We start from the raw sequence: 15037 nt of genomic DNA on the forward strand, positions 1-15037 counted from the left end.
GGGCCACCTTCAGATGCTCCGTAATAATTTTACTTTTAGTTTACCGCCAGCAGTTCAGCAGGCTGTAAATAAGAGGCATACACGTTATGGTAGCCGTAGTCTTTTGGTTTTTGGATTACCGCTTTCATGGCAATCAGCTTGTAAACATAACTCGCTGTTTCGGGGTTTAACGCCATCAGGTAATAATTACCCTGGTTATGCTTATTAATAGCACGCGCCACACGCGGCGAACCACCGTTGTATGCGGCGGCCGTAAGCGTCCAACTGTTAAACTCGCCATAAAGCTCGCGCAGGTATTTACAAGCGGCAATGGTTGATTTACGAACGTTTAAACGCTCGTCAACACCTTTGCCAACCTTCAGGCCGTAGTCGCGCGCTGTTTGGGGCATAAATTGCCACAAACCTGCCGCTCCTTTCGGAGATGTGCCTGATTTTAAACCCGACTCCACTAATGGGATGTACTTAAAATCTTCGGGAATCCCATACGCTAATAGTATGGGTTCAATTATTGGAAATAATTTACTGGCTTTTTTGTGAAGTACTATAGAACCCACGGTGTTGTAGCTATGGCGCCAAAGGGATACTTTGAACTTTTTCCCAACCTTTTTATTGGTAACAGGAATAGCCTCATGGGCAAAATTATAGCCTTCGTTTACTTCCGGACGTACTGCCAAATAGCCTGCAAAGCGGGCATTTGTTTTTACGTTCTTACTTTCAGTTGTACTGCAGACAAACAGTTTTAAAATGACAACCGACACCAATATTACGGAGCACGTAAATAAGTGTTTTTTAATCATTCAATCTATTTTAATTCAACATTGAGGTTAGATGTGGCTGCAAAGATACGTATATTGAGCACAATATCAAGCATTTGGCTTTTGCTTAGTGTAAACAACCTGTTGAAAACTTTTAAAAACAACGGTTTAAAGCAGTTTAAACACAGATTTTTTGTTAAAAATTTTCTTTCAATTTTAATTGTTTTTCGTACCTTTACCCTCCCGCTGAGATAGCGTTAAACCCAAAAAGTATGGCTTTTAGAAAACCAGGCAATAGTCGCGACGACAGGCCTTCAGGATCTACCGGTAGAAATGCCAGAGACGGAAAGAAAGATTGGAACAAACCTTCAGATTCCAGATCATCCGCTCCAAAATCAAACGACAGAAACAGTAAAGATTCTCCACGTGCAGGCCGCAGGCCAAATGCAGGTGCAGCAGACCGTGCAAGTAATACAGACAAACCTTACGGAGATCGCCCGTCAAGAGGCACATCATCAGAGCGTCCATACAGCGGCCGCCCAGAGCGTGGTGCTTCCGACAAACCGTTTGGCGACCGTCCAAAACGCACTTCATCAGACAGGCCTTACAGCCCACGTGCAGAACGCAGTGGATCTGACAAGCCTTCTTTTGGCGACAGACCATCACGCGGTTCATCAGACAGACCATACAGTGGCCGACCTGAACGCAGTGGTTCTTCTGACCGCCCGTCACGCGGCGGTTCTGACAGGCCATACAGCGGCCGCCCAGAGCGCAGCGAAGGTGGCGACAGGCCAACCGGAGGCCGCCCATCACGCGGTGGCTTTGACAAACCGGCAGGCGACCGCCCGTTCCGCAAACCATCATTAGGCGAAAAAAGCTTTTCGCGCCGTCCGCCTTCAACCCAACGCCCTGCATCAGAGCAAGGTGATAAAAATAACCGTGGCTATACCAAAACTATCGACAGACGTGAGCGATCACGCCCGGGCGATTATGATGCCAACGGTAATAAACCAGAGCGTACGTTAAGAGCTAAAAAACCAAGCACAGCAACGCCGAAAGATGACGGCTTGATGCGCCTGAACCGTTATATCTCTAACGCAGGGATCTGCTCTCGCCGTAAAGCTGATGAGCTGATTATTGCAGGTGTGGTTTCTGTTAACGGCGAAGTTATTTCTGAGTTGGGCCACAAAGTTGATCCATACAAGGATGTAATCAAATACAACGGCGAAACCCTGAAACGCGAAAAAATGGTTTATGTACTGTTAAACAAACCGAAGGACTACATCACCACTACTGATGACCCGATGGAGCGCCGTACCGTTATGCAACTGGTTGACAAAGCCAGCAAAGAACGCATTTATCCGGTTGGCCGTTTAGACCGTAACACCACAGGTTTATTGCTGATGACCAACGACGGTGATTTAGCCGATAAACTTTCGCATCCAAAAAATAACATCTCTAAATTATACATGGTTGAACTTGACAAAGGTTTAACTCAAGGCGATTTAAATAAAATAGGCTTCGGAGTTGAGCTGGAAGATGGTTTTATTAAACCGGATTCTGTTTCGTATGTAGCCGGTGGCACCAAAAAAGAAGTGGGCATCCAGATCCATAGCGGCCGCAACCGTATTGTTCGCCGTATATTTGAACACCTGGGCTACGAAGTTGTAAAACTCGACCGCTCTGTTTACGCCAACCTTACCAAAAAAGACCTACCCCGCGGACGCTGGAGATACCTTGACGAAAAAGAGGTGATCCAACTGAAACATTTGGTTTAATCATATTGAAAATGCCCGGCAAATGCCGGGCATTTTTTGCTTTACGATGTTTTGTCATTCTCTTACAATCATTTTGTCATTCCGAGGTACGAGAAATCTTCTTCGCACTGTATAGCCGCATGTCTACAGCAGAAAACTCTTCTCTATCGATCTGAATAACAAATGGTTATTATTATATTTGATTTATGGAAAAATCAGAACTTCAATATAATGATGAAGTTAAATACATACTTGATAAGCGCTATGAAGACTACAAGGGTAACCAAGTAGCTATGATTAGTGAAGAAGAAAGCCACGAGGAAATTCTACAGCTGTTTCTGGCGAAAGATGATTCTACTCGCATAAACTGAAGGCTTACAACATCCAAGTCATAAGTTAAACTTCGCTAAACTTTCGACAGCATAAGAGATGTAGTTACTTTCTGTTAATTCTTTAATTCAGTAAATTCTGGTTCAAGACACATTGCAGAAGATTCTTCGCTATCGCTCAGAATGACAAGTATTTTTTTTACTAATTTGCAGCCAAATCAATTAAAAGCTACTCTTATGAAACCACCATTAGCTATTTCAAAAAAACATTAATTGCTAATGATAGCTTCATCACCTTAAAAAAAACAATTATGACGATGAAAAAATTACTGCTTATAGTAATGCTCCTGGCTTCGGGCTTAACTTATGCCCAGAAGCCTGCCCCAAAAACATTAGATCTTGTTATCGGCACGTATACCAAAGGCACCAGCAAGGGTATTTATGTATACCGTTTTTATACCGAAAGTGGCAAGCTGGCTTATTTGAGCCAGGTGGCTACCAGCAACCCATCGTACCTTACAGTAAGCAGCAACAACAAGTTTGTTTATGCTGTTAATGAAGATGGCAAAGATGGCGGCGTTAGCTCATTTACTTTTGATGCTAAAACCGGGGTAATGCAGCCCATCAACAATCAGCCTTCACAAGGAGCAGATCCTTGCTATATTTCGGTTGATAAAGCGCAGAAAAACGTTTTTGTGGCTAACTACTCAAGCGGTAACCTGTCTGTATTACCTGTTAATGCCGATGGCTCGCTGGGTGCGGTTAAGCAGAACATTAAAGATGAAGGCAAAGGTGCAAACGCTTCACGCCAGGAAGGCCCACACGTACATACGGCTGTATTGTCGCCCGATGAGAAATATGTATTCTACAGCGATCTGGGTACCGATAAGCTGAATGCTACACGCTACAAAGCATCAGATGCACAGCCATTAACACCACTGCCAGAAAATCTGATTACCATACCTGCAGGCAGTGGCCCGCGTCATATCGATTTCACTCCTGATCATAAATACGTATACCTGATCACTGAATTGGCAGGTAATGTTTTTGGCTTTGAGTACCATGGCGGTAAATTAAAACAGATTCAATCTATCACCATGTTGCCTGATGGCTTTACCGGTGATGTGGGTGCTGCTGATATTCATGTTTCGCCTGATGGTCGTTTCCTTTATGCTTCAAACCGTGGCTCGGCAAATGATATTGTAACTTATTCCATTAATCAGGAGAATGGTCAGTTGACTTATGTTGATCGCGTATCAACCCTGGGTAAAGGCCCGCGTAACTTTGTAATCGACCCAACCGGTTCGTTCCTGCTGGTTGCCAATCAGAATAGCGACAGTGTAATTACTTATAAGATAGATAAAACTACCGGAAAACTTATGCATGCAGGCGTTACGCTAACCATTGGTAACCCGGTTTGTCTGAAGTTTACACCGGCGCAGTAGATTATATTCCACGAGTCGTCATGCCGAACTTGTTTCGGCACCCCACAGAACAGGTCGTAGACTTAGCAAGGTCGCTTAGCACGTGGGGTCCCGAAACAAGTTCGGGATGACGGCACAGATTTAAACAAGAAAGGCTTTCCAAATTGGAAAGCCTTTCTTGTACATGCTCACTATTGTGATTATTTATTCTTACTAAAGGTATAAACTACGTAACCTGTGCTGTTGCCGCTGATTGTAATAGGCGCTTTCAATTTCATGTTTGTGCCATCGTTTGAAACCACTTGCAGGCTATAACCTTCGGCTACATTTTTGGCTTTATCGCCCTCAAATATTTTCTTAAACTGAAAAGCATCACCGTTAAGCGACCAGTATATTTTTTGCGCTGTGCCGTCACTTATAGTATAAGATCCGTTACCACTATTGGTAAATTCCCAGGTGCTGTTTACAAATGAAGCTGGAGGGCCCTGATCGAACACGGTTTGCACGGCAGCCTCTACCAGGCGCTCATACCCAACATCGGTCAATGTCCACTTACCCACAAATTTAGACCGGGTTGAACCTCCGTTAACAACGCTTTTAGTGGCAGAGCACGATGAGATCAGCAAAGCAAAGGCAGACATAACGAGTGCCAGCGTAATAATTCTTTTCATAGTAATATGGTTTTTGTATCAACTATAATACAAAACAATTGCTAAGAAGTTTTAACTATTAACTATTTGCCCAATCAAGGTGCTGTGGTAACAGGTTGCAGGTTATCAATAACCTCCTGGTACATGGCTTCATATTGCGGCAATATATTCGAAAGCTCGAAAGTGCGGGCATGCTCCAAAGCATTTTCTTTGAATTTTGCCAGTCTTTCTTCATCTTCCAGAATATAGATAGCGCGCTCGGCCATACCATCAACATCGCCAACATCACGTAAAAATCCGGTAACACCCTCCACGTTCAATTCAGGCAAGCCGCCTGTGTTTGAGCTTATAACAGGCACCTTGCAGGCCATTGCTTCCAGCGCTGCCAAACCAAAGCTTTCTGATTGCGATGGCATCAGGAACAGATCCGATACCGACAGGATTTCTTCTACCGCATCTTGTTTACCTAAAAAGCGCACATTACCGCTTACACCTAAATCGCGGGCCAGTTGCTCACATTCCGGGCGATCCTGCCCATCACCCACCATCAGTAATTTTGAGGGGATAACGGCATTCACCTTAGCAAAAATCCTTACCACATCCTGCGCATGTTTTACGCGGCGGAAGTTGGAGGTATGCACCAGTATTTTTTCTCCTTCGGGAGCTATTGCTTTTTTGAAATGATCTTTCGGTTTCAGGCTAAAACGGCTCAGGTCGATGAAGTTGGTGATCACCCTGATATCTTTCTGAATATCGAAGAAGCGGTAAGTATCTTTCTTCAAATGCTCAGAAACAGCGGTAACGCCATCGCTTTTATTGATCGAAAATTCAACCACCGGCTTGTAAGTACGGTCATTACCCACTAAAGTAATATCGGTACCGTGCAGTGTGGTAACCACCGGGATGCTGATGCCATAAGTAGCCAATATCTGCTTAGCCATAAACGCTGCTGAGGCATGCGGAATAGCGTAATGCACGTGTAGTACATCCAGCTTTTCGAAACGCACTACATCAACCAAACGGCTGGCCAGGGCCAGTTCATACGGCGGAAAATCAAACAGCGGATATTTGCTTACGGTAACTTCGTGGTAAAAAAGGTTCTCTGAAAACAGGTCGAGACGGGCAGGTTGGTTATAAGTAACAAAATGCACCTGGTGACCGCGGTCAGCCAGTGCTTTACCCAACTCTGTAGCCACAACGCCGCTGCCGCCAAACGTTGGGTAACATACAATTCCGATTTTCATTTAATCTGGATACGTTTTTAAATTGTGATAACGCAATCCCACACAAAACATGGATTTGATATATCGCTGCAAGTTTAACAGCAATTTACGGCAAAAGTGTTATGCGGATGTAAAGATTATGATAGAGTCTGGAAGCAAAAAAGTAGCAGTAGCGAGTGGCAGTAGCAGTTTGCCACTTTATTCAGCAAATTGACAAATTATTTACTGACACACTTACGCCACGAAAAATGTCAAAACTGCTTTCGATCTTAGTTGCGTCTATTCAGGATTAATATCCGGGAGGGTATGCTGATCACTTCGTCAGCAAGATCAGAAAGGAACCCCATGCATTAACTAATAAATCAACAAACTCTTATTGCCAATGCATTTTAACCAGGTTAACTGCGGCAAAACTAATTCACGTCATTGTAGCGTTATATAGCTGTAATGATAATTATCATTAACTTTAAATTTATAGTTCAAAACAACCAGTTAATAAATCAATGATCCGCCTTGCTAAATTTGAAGACTACCCTGCTTTACAGCAACTAATTAACCTTTCGGTACGGAGCCTTAGTACCGATTTTTATACAAGCCACCAGATAGAAAGCGCACTTAATTATATTTTCGGAATTGATAGCCAATTAATTACAGATGGCACTTATTACGTAGCCCAAAAAGACGATATACTTGTTGGTTGCGGTGGCTGGAGCAAACGCCAAACGCTTTTCGGAGGCGATCAGCATAAAAATATTGAAGACCCCTTACTCGATCCAGCTAAAGACGCAGCACGTATCAGGGCATTTTTTGTAAACCCGGGCTACGCCCGGCAAGGGATAGGCAGGCAAATTATAAAAGTATGTGAAGATGCCGCGCTGGCCGATGGTTTCCGCAGTATAGAGTTAGGCGCAACCCTGCCCGGCGTACCGCTTTATAAAGCGATGGGATACGATGCCATTGAGGATGTTGACGTACCGATGCCTGATGGTGAAATACTGGAAATTGTAAAAATGAGAAAAGAGCTCTTGTAAGAGAATCAGGAATCAAGAATCGGGACAAATCATTAAGCGCGTCATTGTGAGGTACGAAGCAATCGCGAACTATACAGAGCCGCTCTGCTTATCGGATGCTTCGACGGAGCTCAGCATGACAAAGCTTCGTTCCTCGCAATGACGTGCCGGAGTATTCTATCATTCACTCATTCAAAACTCATTCATTCACTAAACCGCCGTTACCCACCAAATATTATTAAACGGATCCTTCACTCCGCCTGATCTACCATAATCCATATCAGATGGCGGCATAACCGAAGTGGCGCCGGCAGCGAGGGCTTTCTGGTAAACCGCATCGCAATCATCTACATAAACAAACATACCTGCGGGTTGGGGCAAATAGGTATCGGTACTGTCGCAAAACATTACTTTGTGGTTCCCTATCATCAGCTCGGCGTGTTGAATAGTGGTTTCATCGCGCATGGCTTTGTACACTTCTTCGGCATCGAAAACTTGATGCATAAATTCGAAGAATTTAGTGGCGCCAGGTACAACTAAATAGGGCATTACCTGCTGAGAGCCTTCGGGAATGTTTACTGGTTTCATATCGTTTATTTTTAATCAAATTTAACAGGGCACTGATCTTCAAAATTGTAAAAAACGGACATCTTACACATTTCTATACTCCTGCCCTTCGGCCCTGCCCGAAAAATAATGGCCGGGATGGTAACCAGTAAAAGTTTTTACATCATGTATAAAATGCGATTGATCGTAATAACCGCAATCTAAGGCAATCTGGGTGAGCGATTTAGTGCTGCCATAATCATTGAGGGCACTCCGCAAACGCATCAGCCTCAAATACATTTTAGGGCTGAAACCTGCATACTCTTTAAACTTACGGTTGAACTGCCGGGTTGAAAGCGCATACCTATCGGCCAACGCATTTACAGTACCCACACTTTGCGTATGATTAATTACCTGGTGAATGGCGGTAATAATATGAGTATCCTTTGTGAACGAGAACAATAAACGCCGCTCTAAAAACGCGCTGAGAATTTTAGCTCTGTTTGTATTATCTGCCGCCAGCATCATTTCTTCCTCGAGCCGATGACCATCAGATCCAAACAGTTCTTTGACATCCAGCATTTCGCCGGTTACCTCACTTGATGGCATATTCAACAATTGCGGAATGGCGTAAGGATACACATAAGCCCCAAAAATGCCAAAGTTTTGCGTGGTGATAAACCGCCTGTACACTCCCGATTGAAAGTGCAATCCTGCTTTCCAGCCACCTTCATGCTGCTCGTTTATAATTTCAGCAAAATCACCCTGGTAATGAAAACCATTTCCACACAACCATCGGCTACAGAACGGTACACATAGGCAGGTTCATTCGCCTCCAAATCATGCGTTAATACCCAGAAACACCTTACGTAAGGTTTCAGGTTTTCGGGTGGTGGGATGGTGTAGTAATTCATACTTACTTGGCTTATTGCAAGTTAATGAATTGCCATTAATAAAAAGAGACACAAAGTATTGTGCCTCTACGATTGTGAAAAGAGCGGTGTCATGCTGAGCTCAGTCGAAGCATAAGCGTAGGCCCTCTGCACCATACTTCGACGGGGCTCAGTATGACAACCTTTTTCCTGTCCTGGCTCCCGATTCCTGATTCTCTTAAAACTATTTTTTACGCACGTAAGTCTCCACTATCTCCCGATTGATCTTCAGGCTATCCAAACGCTCAATGCCTTTTTGCACAAGTGTATCATTATGGATGGTGAGTTTAAAATTAAAGTCGTGGCCTTCCCATACGCGGTCGGTACAATATTGCAGGTGCTCGGTGTAGTCGTCGCCTTTTAAGGTATACGTACCTGCGCCTGAGCTAAAGAATGGTGTATCGATTTTGCCTTTACTTAGATCGTGCTGGGTGAAGGCAAAGTGCGTGTCGTTATACATTTTGATCATCTCATCTGGTTTGCCTTTTACCGGGTAGGTAACGGCGGTATCACCATTGGTGATTACCTTGTCAGAGATCAATTGCCAGGTACCGATAATTGGTGATTGTCCGGCGGTTTTGGTTTCTGTGGCTTTAGGCTGATTACACGCAGCAAAGCCAAGCGCAAAAATTGCAAGTAAGTTGTAAGGTTTCATTTCGAGCTAATTGGTTTGATATACAGAGGGTAATTTAAGGAATTTACCCTTGGTTAGCAATTTGCTGGCTGGAAGGGCTGTCATGCTGAGGCACTCGAAGCATGGTGCAGATAGCCTCTGCACACTACACTTCGACGCAGCTCAGTGTGACAGCCCTCCAATCAAGTAGCAGAAGATTATTAATAAGATATTTGTTTTTATCGATATTAATGAGCTCCCTACGGTCAGTTCTTCGCTATCGCTCTGAATGACAAAATGCTGTTGGATCATTGACAAATTAGCAAATTGCCAAATCAACAAATTACAATCCCTTCGCTATCGCCTCATAAATTGTATCCATAATGCGTGGACGGATATTCAAGCTCGAAAGCTTATCCGTCACCTTAGGATAAACGCGGTTGGACAGGAAAATATAGATCAGGTTATCTTTTGGATCAACCCAAACGCAGGTACCAGTGTAGCCGGTGTGGCCGTAAGTACCAGGGTTAGCATTATATGAAGGATAATGACTATCTGCAATAGGCCCCCAGCCATCAAAACCCAAACCACGACGGCTTACATTTGACTGGCGCGAGGTGAACTGGTCTACCGTTTCGGGCTTCATATATTGTACACCGCCATAAGTTCCTTTGTTCAGTAACATCTGGAACAAGATGGCCTCATCATTCGCACTGCAGAAATAACCTGCATGGCCAGATACACCTCCAACCAACGCAGCGCCCTGATCGTGTACATAGCCAATTAATAGAGTATGGCGGAAATAAGTATCCTCTTCAGTAGGGATAATCTGATCGCGGGTAAAGCGATTACGTGGTAAGAAGCCTGCGGTTTGCATACCGAGCGGATTATAGAAATGCTGCTGCGCATATTCGTTCAAAGGCTGGGCTGTAACCGTTTCCACAATTTCTTTGGTAAAATACATGCTCAGGTCGCTGTACACATATTGGCCGCGGGTTCGCAAAGCGGTGTTCAGCATACGTGGCAGCATTACATTCTTGTAAAAATCCTTACGCACATAATAACCATCGGCAACTTTGGTTGGGTAGGCTGCTGATGAATCACTGCTATGATCGTCCGGCTTTAATGTTTCGTAGAACGGGATGTAGGGTACCAAGCCTGCCTGGTGCAGCATCAGTTCGCGCAGGTGGATATCGTTTTTATTGGTATGACGGGCTTCGGGCAGGTAACTACCCATTGTTGAATCGAGGTTGAGTTTGCCCTGCTCTACCAATTGCATTACGGCAGGTGTTGTAGCCGAAACTTTGGTTACCGATGCCATATCGAAAATATCAGTCACTTTATCGGGTAACTGGCTGGTATCATAAGTATGGTTACCATAAGCTTTATTGAAGATCACCTTACCATCCTTAGCTACCAGTACCACGCAGCCCGGTGTAGCATGGTTACGAATGGCTTCCTGCGCAATCTGATCGATGCCCAATAGATTGAGTGAGTTGATCCCCACATCTTCGGGCAAGCTATAACCTAAGCGTATCTTAGTGGTTTCAAAGCCTTCGCCCGAAGTATATTTTGATGAGAAGCTGTTTGCCAATTTCTGCGTGGCAGCCACACCGCCAAAGATGATCTGCGGTACATACTGGGCTGTAACTGCCGAAACAGTTTCGCACCAGATGATAGGCGCCATCACATCATTCAGCATAGTTAATGCCCTACCCGGACCATAAAATGCGATCACTACATTTTTGATTTTTTGGGTGGATGTGATAAAGGCCATTAATTGGCTATTATTCACATCGGCCTCAGTCAGTTGAAAAACAAGCGTATTATACAACTTTAGGTCTTCGCCCAAAGCTGCTATTTTGTTACCGTAGGTATTACCATTGATGAGCTTAATAGCGGTATACTTAGTCAGGATGCTATCAAAAGCTGCCGAATACGAGTAGTTGAAATGGATACTCGCTACCTTAATTTGCTCCAGATTTTTTAAGGGCACCAGGTTATACTGGTTGTTAAGCAGTACGGTAGTTTTTGCAGCAGCTTTGGTTTCGGCCAAAAACTGTTGGTTGGTCAAATTTTTAGCCTGTGGCGGTTGCGCGCAAGCTGTTAGCGTACCAATAAATATATTCAGCAGCAATACGGCAATGCGATGCCTATTTCTTTTCATAAACTTTTTCACCATTAACATAGGTCTTCAGCACTTTCACTTTTGGTAATTGGGTACCTGCGGCTTTCATAATATCCTGATCGAGGATTACAAAATCGGCATACTTTCCGGGCTCAATACTGCCCTTTTCTTTCTCTTCAAAATTGGCTTTAGCAGCCCAGATGGTCATACCTTTCAGGGCTTCAACGCGACTCAATGCATTCTCTTTCTGGAAACCTCCGGCAGGGAAACCTTTTTGGTCCATCCGCTCGGTTGCTGCATAAAACGTAAACATGGGGTTAATATTCTCCACCGGGAAGTCGGTACCCAATGGGATCCATCCATTTTGCTTTAACAAATCTTTGTAGGCATAAGCAGTTTTTAAACGTTGCGCACCTAAACGCTGCCCAGCCCAGTACATATCAGAGGTAGCATGGGTAGGCTGTACCGATGGGATAATATTATACTCACCAAAAAGTTTAACATCCTCGGGCGATACAATTTGCGAATGCTCGATCCTCCAGCGGCGGTCATTTTTACCTTTTAGCGCCTTGGCATAAATTTTCAGCATCACCCGGTTGGCCGAATCGCCAATGGCATGCGTACACATCTGGAAACCTTTAGCGGCAAGTTTGGTGGCAACCTCTTCGAAGTGTTTTTGGCTGCTTAACAAAAATCCATTCCAGCCCGGTTTATCAGCATAAGGTTTTAGCAAACAGGCACCGCGTGAACCTAAAGCGCCATCGGCATAAACTTTAAACGCGCGTACATCCAGGCCGGGGGTTTTATATACGCCATGTTTAAACAGGTATTCGAAATTATCCGGGTTGTCTGACAGCATTACGTACATGCGCATTTTCAACGCACCTTTATGCTGCAGTTGCGTAATGGTATTAATCATGGTGTAGGGTAAACCGCAATCATCAACCGTGGTTAAACCTACGGCAAAGCAATTGCGCTGGGCATCAGTAAAAGCCTCCTGTACCAAAGCATCCGTTGGCTCCGGGATTTTATGCTGAACCAGATGCGTGGCGTTATCAACCAAAATACCGGTTAGTTTGCCATTGATGGTTTCAATTTGCCCACCGGCAATGGTTTGTCCGGGTTTAATGCCTGCAATGTTTAGCGCAGCCTGGTTCACAATAACTGCATGCCCATCCACCCGCGATAATATCACCGGCCTCACCGGGAACAGTGAATCCAGCTTTGCTTTATTTGGGAATTGCTTGTCTTTCCAATCGTTTTGGTCCCAGCCGCGGCCAATGATCCAGCCTTCGGTGTTGCGCTTGGCGAAGTTTTGCACCGAGTCGGTAATTTCTTTCCAGCTTTGGGTGCCTTCCAGGTGCACTTCCTGCAGGCTCATTCCATATTCGTAAAAGTGGGCATGTGCATCAATAAAGCCGGGGTAAACCGCTTTACCGCCTGCATCAACCACTTTACGGGCTTTATATTTATTTTCGAGAGAGTCGGCATCGCCAACAGCTACAATTTTGCCGCCATTCACTACAATGGTATTGGCGATGGTAAAATTACTGTCAACCGTATAAACAACTGCATCTTTAATTAGCAGATCGGCATTATATTCTTTTTTTTGTTGGCACGATGCAAAGGCTATACCAAGCAACAGGGGGCATATTTGTTTCAGTTTTTCACGCATAGAGGTCAGTTAACAGAGTACTTACAAAAGTATATACAACTATCAGAAGCTAAAGTTATGCTATCAAATATTTAATTTAGCATCCGGAATTGAAATTGAAGGGAAATTATATAAATGTTTGATATCATACAGCTTTTACCAGACGCGGTTGCCAACCAGATAGCAGCCGGTGAGGTGGTGCAACGCCCGGCCTCGGCGGTAAAAGAACTGGTTGAAAATGCCATTGATGCCGGTGCAGATAAGATCCAACTGATACTTAAAGATGCAGGCAAAGCGCTGATACAGGTTATTGATAATGGCGCAGGTATGAGCATTACCGATGCGCGTATGTGCTTCGAACGCCATGCTACATCCAAGATCCGCAAGGCTGATGATTTGTTCGCCATCCGTACGATGGGTTTCCGCGGCGAAGCAATGGCTTCCATCGCCGCTATTGCGCAGGTTGAAATGAAAACCCGCCGCCATGAAGATGAGCTGGGTACCTGCATTTGTATAGAAGGAAGCGAAGTAATTAGCCAGGACCCTTGTGCTACTGCGGCCGGTACTTCTATCTCAGTAAAAAATTTATTTTACAATACGCCAGCACGCCGTAACTTTTTAAAAAGTAACCCGGTTGAAATGCGCCATATTCTCGACGAGTTTCAACGCGTGGCTTTGGCCAACCCCAGGATATTTTTCACCCTGCATCACGAAGGTCAGGAGGTTTATCACCTGCCGGGTACAACCTTAAAACAACGCATTGTGCACCTGCTGGGCAACAATTATAACCAGCGGTTGGTGCCTGTTGAGGAAGATACCTCTATCATAAAACTGACAGGCTTTGTAGGCAAGCCCGAATTTGCCCGTAAAACCCGTGGCGAGCAGTTCTTTTTTGTAAACAACCGTTTTATTAAGGATGCTTACCTGAACCATGCAGTAGTGACGGCTTTTGAGGAATTATTGCCCGATGATACCTTTCCGCTGTATGTGCTGTTTATCGAGATCGATCCGTCGAAGATTGACATTAACGTACACCCTACCAAGACTGAGATTAAGTACCAGGACGAGAAATCAATCTATGCAATTATCCGTTCGGCGGTTAAGCGTTCTTTGGGTAGATATAACATTACGCCGAGCTTGGATTTTGACCAGGAGAACAGCATCGAGCACTTAATAACCCCGAAACCATTCGAGGAAATTGTGCAGCCGAGCATCAGTTTCAACCCCGATTTTAATCCATTTAGCGTACCGGGCGAGAAAAAGAGCGAGCGCAGCTATAGCAATGAATCTGCTTATTTTGAGAAGAAAGGCATCCCGCAAAACTGGGACACATTGTACCAGATCAGTAAACGGGATGATACGGAAGAGCAGCAAACCATCGATCTGCACCAGGATTCGCCCAATGTAAAATTAGAAGAAGAGCAGGTAAGCAAAACCAGTGAGCGACAACTGTTCCAGATCCATAATAAGTTTATCCTGTCGCAAATTAAGTCGGGATTTATGTTGATCAATCAGCAATCGGCACACGAGCGGATTTTGTATGAACGTTTTTTAACGCAATTGCAGAATCATTCTGGACTGAGTCAGCAAAGTTTATTTCCTGAAACGGTGAGCCTCAACAGCAGCGATTTTGAATTATTGAAGGAACTTTTGCCAGATATACGTAATCTTGGTTTCGATATACGCGAATTTGGGCCCAACACCGTTATTGTTGAAGGTATCCCGGCAGATATAAACCACAACAGCGAGCACGAATTACTGGAAAGCCTGCTGGAAGGGTTTAAGAACAATACCGCGATATTAAAGTTAGACAAGCGCGATACCCTTGCCCGCACATTGGCGCGTAATGCGGCCACCAAAGCAGGCACCAAGTTATCGCTCGAGGAAATGAATTTACTGATTGACCAATTATTTGCCTGCCAAAGCCCTAACCAAGCCCTGAACGGAAAACCGGTGATCAGTACTTTTACGTTAAATGAATTAGCAGAAAGATTTGAAAAATAGCTTTAACCAAGC

14 protein-coding genes are annotated in these 15037 nt (G+C 44.4%); 5 read left to right on the forward strand and 9 right to left on the reverse strand.

Going from position 1 to position 15037, the window contains the following annotated elements; all coding sequences use genetic code 11:
• Nucleotides 1-35: 35 nt before the first annotated feature.
• The gene (locus PQO05_RS24035; protein WP_273629997.1) at nt 36-797 is read right to left on the reverse strand and encodes a lytic transglycosylase domain-containing protein; all 762 of its coding nucleotides are present in this window, start codon (nt 795-797) and stop codon (nt 36-38) included.
• Between the two features lie 230 nt (nt 798-1027).
• Between PQO05_RS24035 and PQO05_RS24040 the strand changes: the two genes are divergently transcribed.
• The 3 genes from PQO05_RS24040 to PQO05_RS24050 all read left to right on the forward strand — a co-directional run bounded on the left by PQO05_RS24040 (nt 1028) and on the right by PQO05_RS24050 (nt 4286).
• A complete protein-coding gene (locus tag PQO05_RS24040; RefSeq protein WP_273629998.1) occupies nt 1028-2533 on the forward strand; it encodes a pseudouridine synthase in 1506 nt (501 codons plus the stop codon).
• A gap of 185 nt (nt 2534-2718) precedes the next feature.
• The gene (locus PQO05_RS24045; RefSeq protein WP_273629999.1) at nt 2719-2883 is read left to right on the forward strand and encodes a hypothetical protein; all 165 of its coding nucleotides are present in this window, start codon (nt 2719-2721) and stop codon (nt 2881-2883) included.
• 275 nt (nt 2884-3158) lie between these two features.
• A complete protein-coding gene (locus PQO05_RS24050) occupies nt 3159-4286 on the forward strand; it encodes a lactonase family protein (protein ID WP_273630000.1) in 1128 nt (375 codons plus the stop codon).
• 179 nt (nt 4287-4465) lie between these two features.
• Here PQO05_RS24050 and PQO05_RS24055 read toward each other — a convergent pair whose 3' ends face one another.
• Together PQO05_RS24055 and bshA are read right to left on the reverse strand one after the other, a co-directional pair.
• Nucleotides 4466-4936: a hypothetical protein gene (locus tag PQO05_RS24055; RefSeq protein WP_273630001.1), complete on the reverse strand. Its 471-nt coding sequence runs from the start codon at nt 4934-4936 to the stop codon at nt 4466-4468.
• Nucleotides 4937-5010: 74 nt separating this feature from the next.
• Entirely contained in the window at nt 5011-6159 is a 1149-nt protein-coding gene (bshA, locus tag PQO05_RS24060) for an N-acetyl-alpha-D-glucosaminyl L-malate synthase BshA (protein ID WP_273630002.1), read from the reverse strand.
• A 482-nt stretch (nt 6160-6641) separates the two neighbouring features.
• On the opposite strand from bshA, the gene PQO05_RS24065 reads away from it, so the two are divergent.
• Complete coding sequence (locus PQO05_RS24065; protein ID WP_273630003.1) at nt 6642-7169, forward strand: GNAT family N-acetyltransferase; 528 nt, start codon at nt 6642-6644, stop codon at nt 7167-7169.
• 189 nt (nt 7170-7358) lie between these two features.
• Here the strand turns inward: PQO05_RS24065 and PQO05_RS24070 are convergent, their stop codons facing one another.
• The 6 genes from PQO05_RS24070 to PQO05_RS24095 form a co-directional block, all read right to left on the reverse strand.
• A complete protein-coding gene (locus PQO05_RS24070; protein WP_273630004.1) occupies nt 7359-7736 on the reverse strand; it encodes a VOC family protein in 378 nt (125 codons plus the stop codon).
• Nucleotides 7737-7799: 63 nt separating this feature from the next.
• The gene (locus PQO05_RS24075) at nt 7800-8486 is read right to left on the reverse strand and encodes an AraC family transcriptional regulator (protein WP_273630005.1); all 687 of its coding nucleotides are present in this window, start codon (nt 8484-8486) and stop codon (nt 7800-7802) included.
• Nucleotides 8438-8608, reverse strand: coding sequence for a DUF6597 domain-containing transcriptional factor (locus PQO05_RS24080; protein ID WP_273630006.1), 171 nt, complete (start codon nt 8606-8608; stop codon nt 8438-8440). Before PQO05_RS24080 ends, PQO05_RS24075 begins: the two co-directional genes overlap by 49 nt.
• Nucleotides 8609-8810: 202 nt before the next feature.
• Entirely contained in the window at nt 8811-9281 is a 471-nt protein-coding gene (locus PQO05_RS24085) for a hypothetical protein (RefSeq protein ID WP_273630007.1), read from the reverse strand.
• 301 nt (nt 9282-9582) lie between these two features.
• Nucleotides 9583-11406 carry a serine hydrolase domain-containing protein gene (locus PQO05_RS24090; RefSeq protein WP_273630008.1) on the reverse strand — a complete coding sequence of 608 codons (1824 nt, stop codon included), beginning with the start codon at nt 11404-11406 and terminating at the stop codon, nt 9583-9585.
• Nucleotides 11393-13042 (reverse strand): amidohydrolase, encoded by a 1650-nt coding sequence (locus tag PQO05_RS24095; protein ID WP_273630009.1) that lies wholly within the window; start codon nt 13040-13042, stop codon nt 11393-11395. Before PQO05_RS24095 ends, PQO05_RS24090 begins: the two co-directional genes overlap by 14 nt.
• A gap of 114 nt (nt 13043-13156) precedes the next feature.
• On the opposite strand from PQO05_RS24095, the gene mutL reads away from it, so the two are divergent.
• Complete coding sequence (gene mutL / locus PQO05_RS24100; protein WP_273630010.1) at nt 13157-15025, forward strand: DNA mismatch repair endonuclease MutL; 1869 nt, start codon at nt 13157-13159, stop codon at nt 15023-15025.
• The last annotated feature ends 12 nt before the right edge of the window (nt 15026-15037 follow it).

The organism is Mucilaginibacter jinjuensis (assembly GCF_028596025.1).
Classification (GTDB): domain Bacteria; phylum Bacteroidota; class Bacteroidia; order Sphingobacteriales; family Sphingobacteriaceae; genus Mucilaginibacter; species Mucilaginibacter jinjuensis.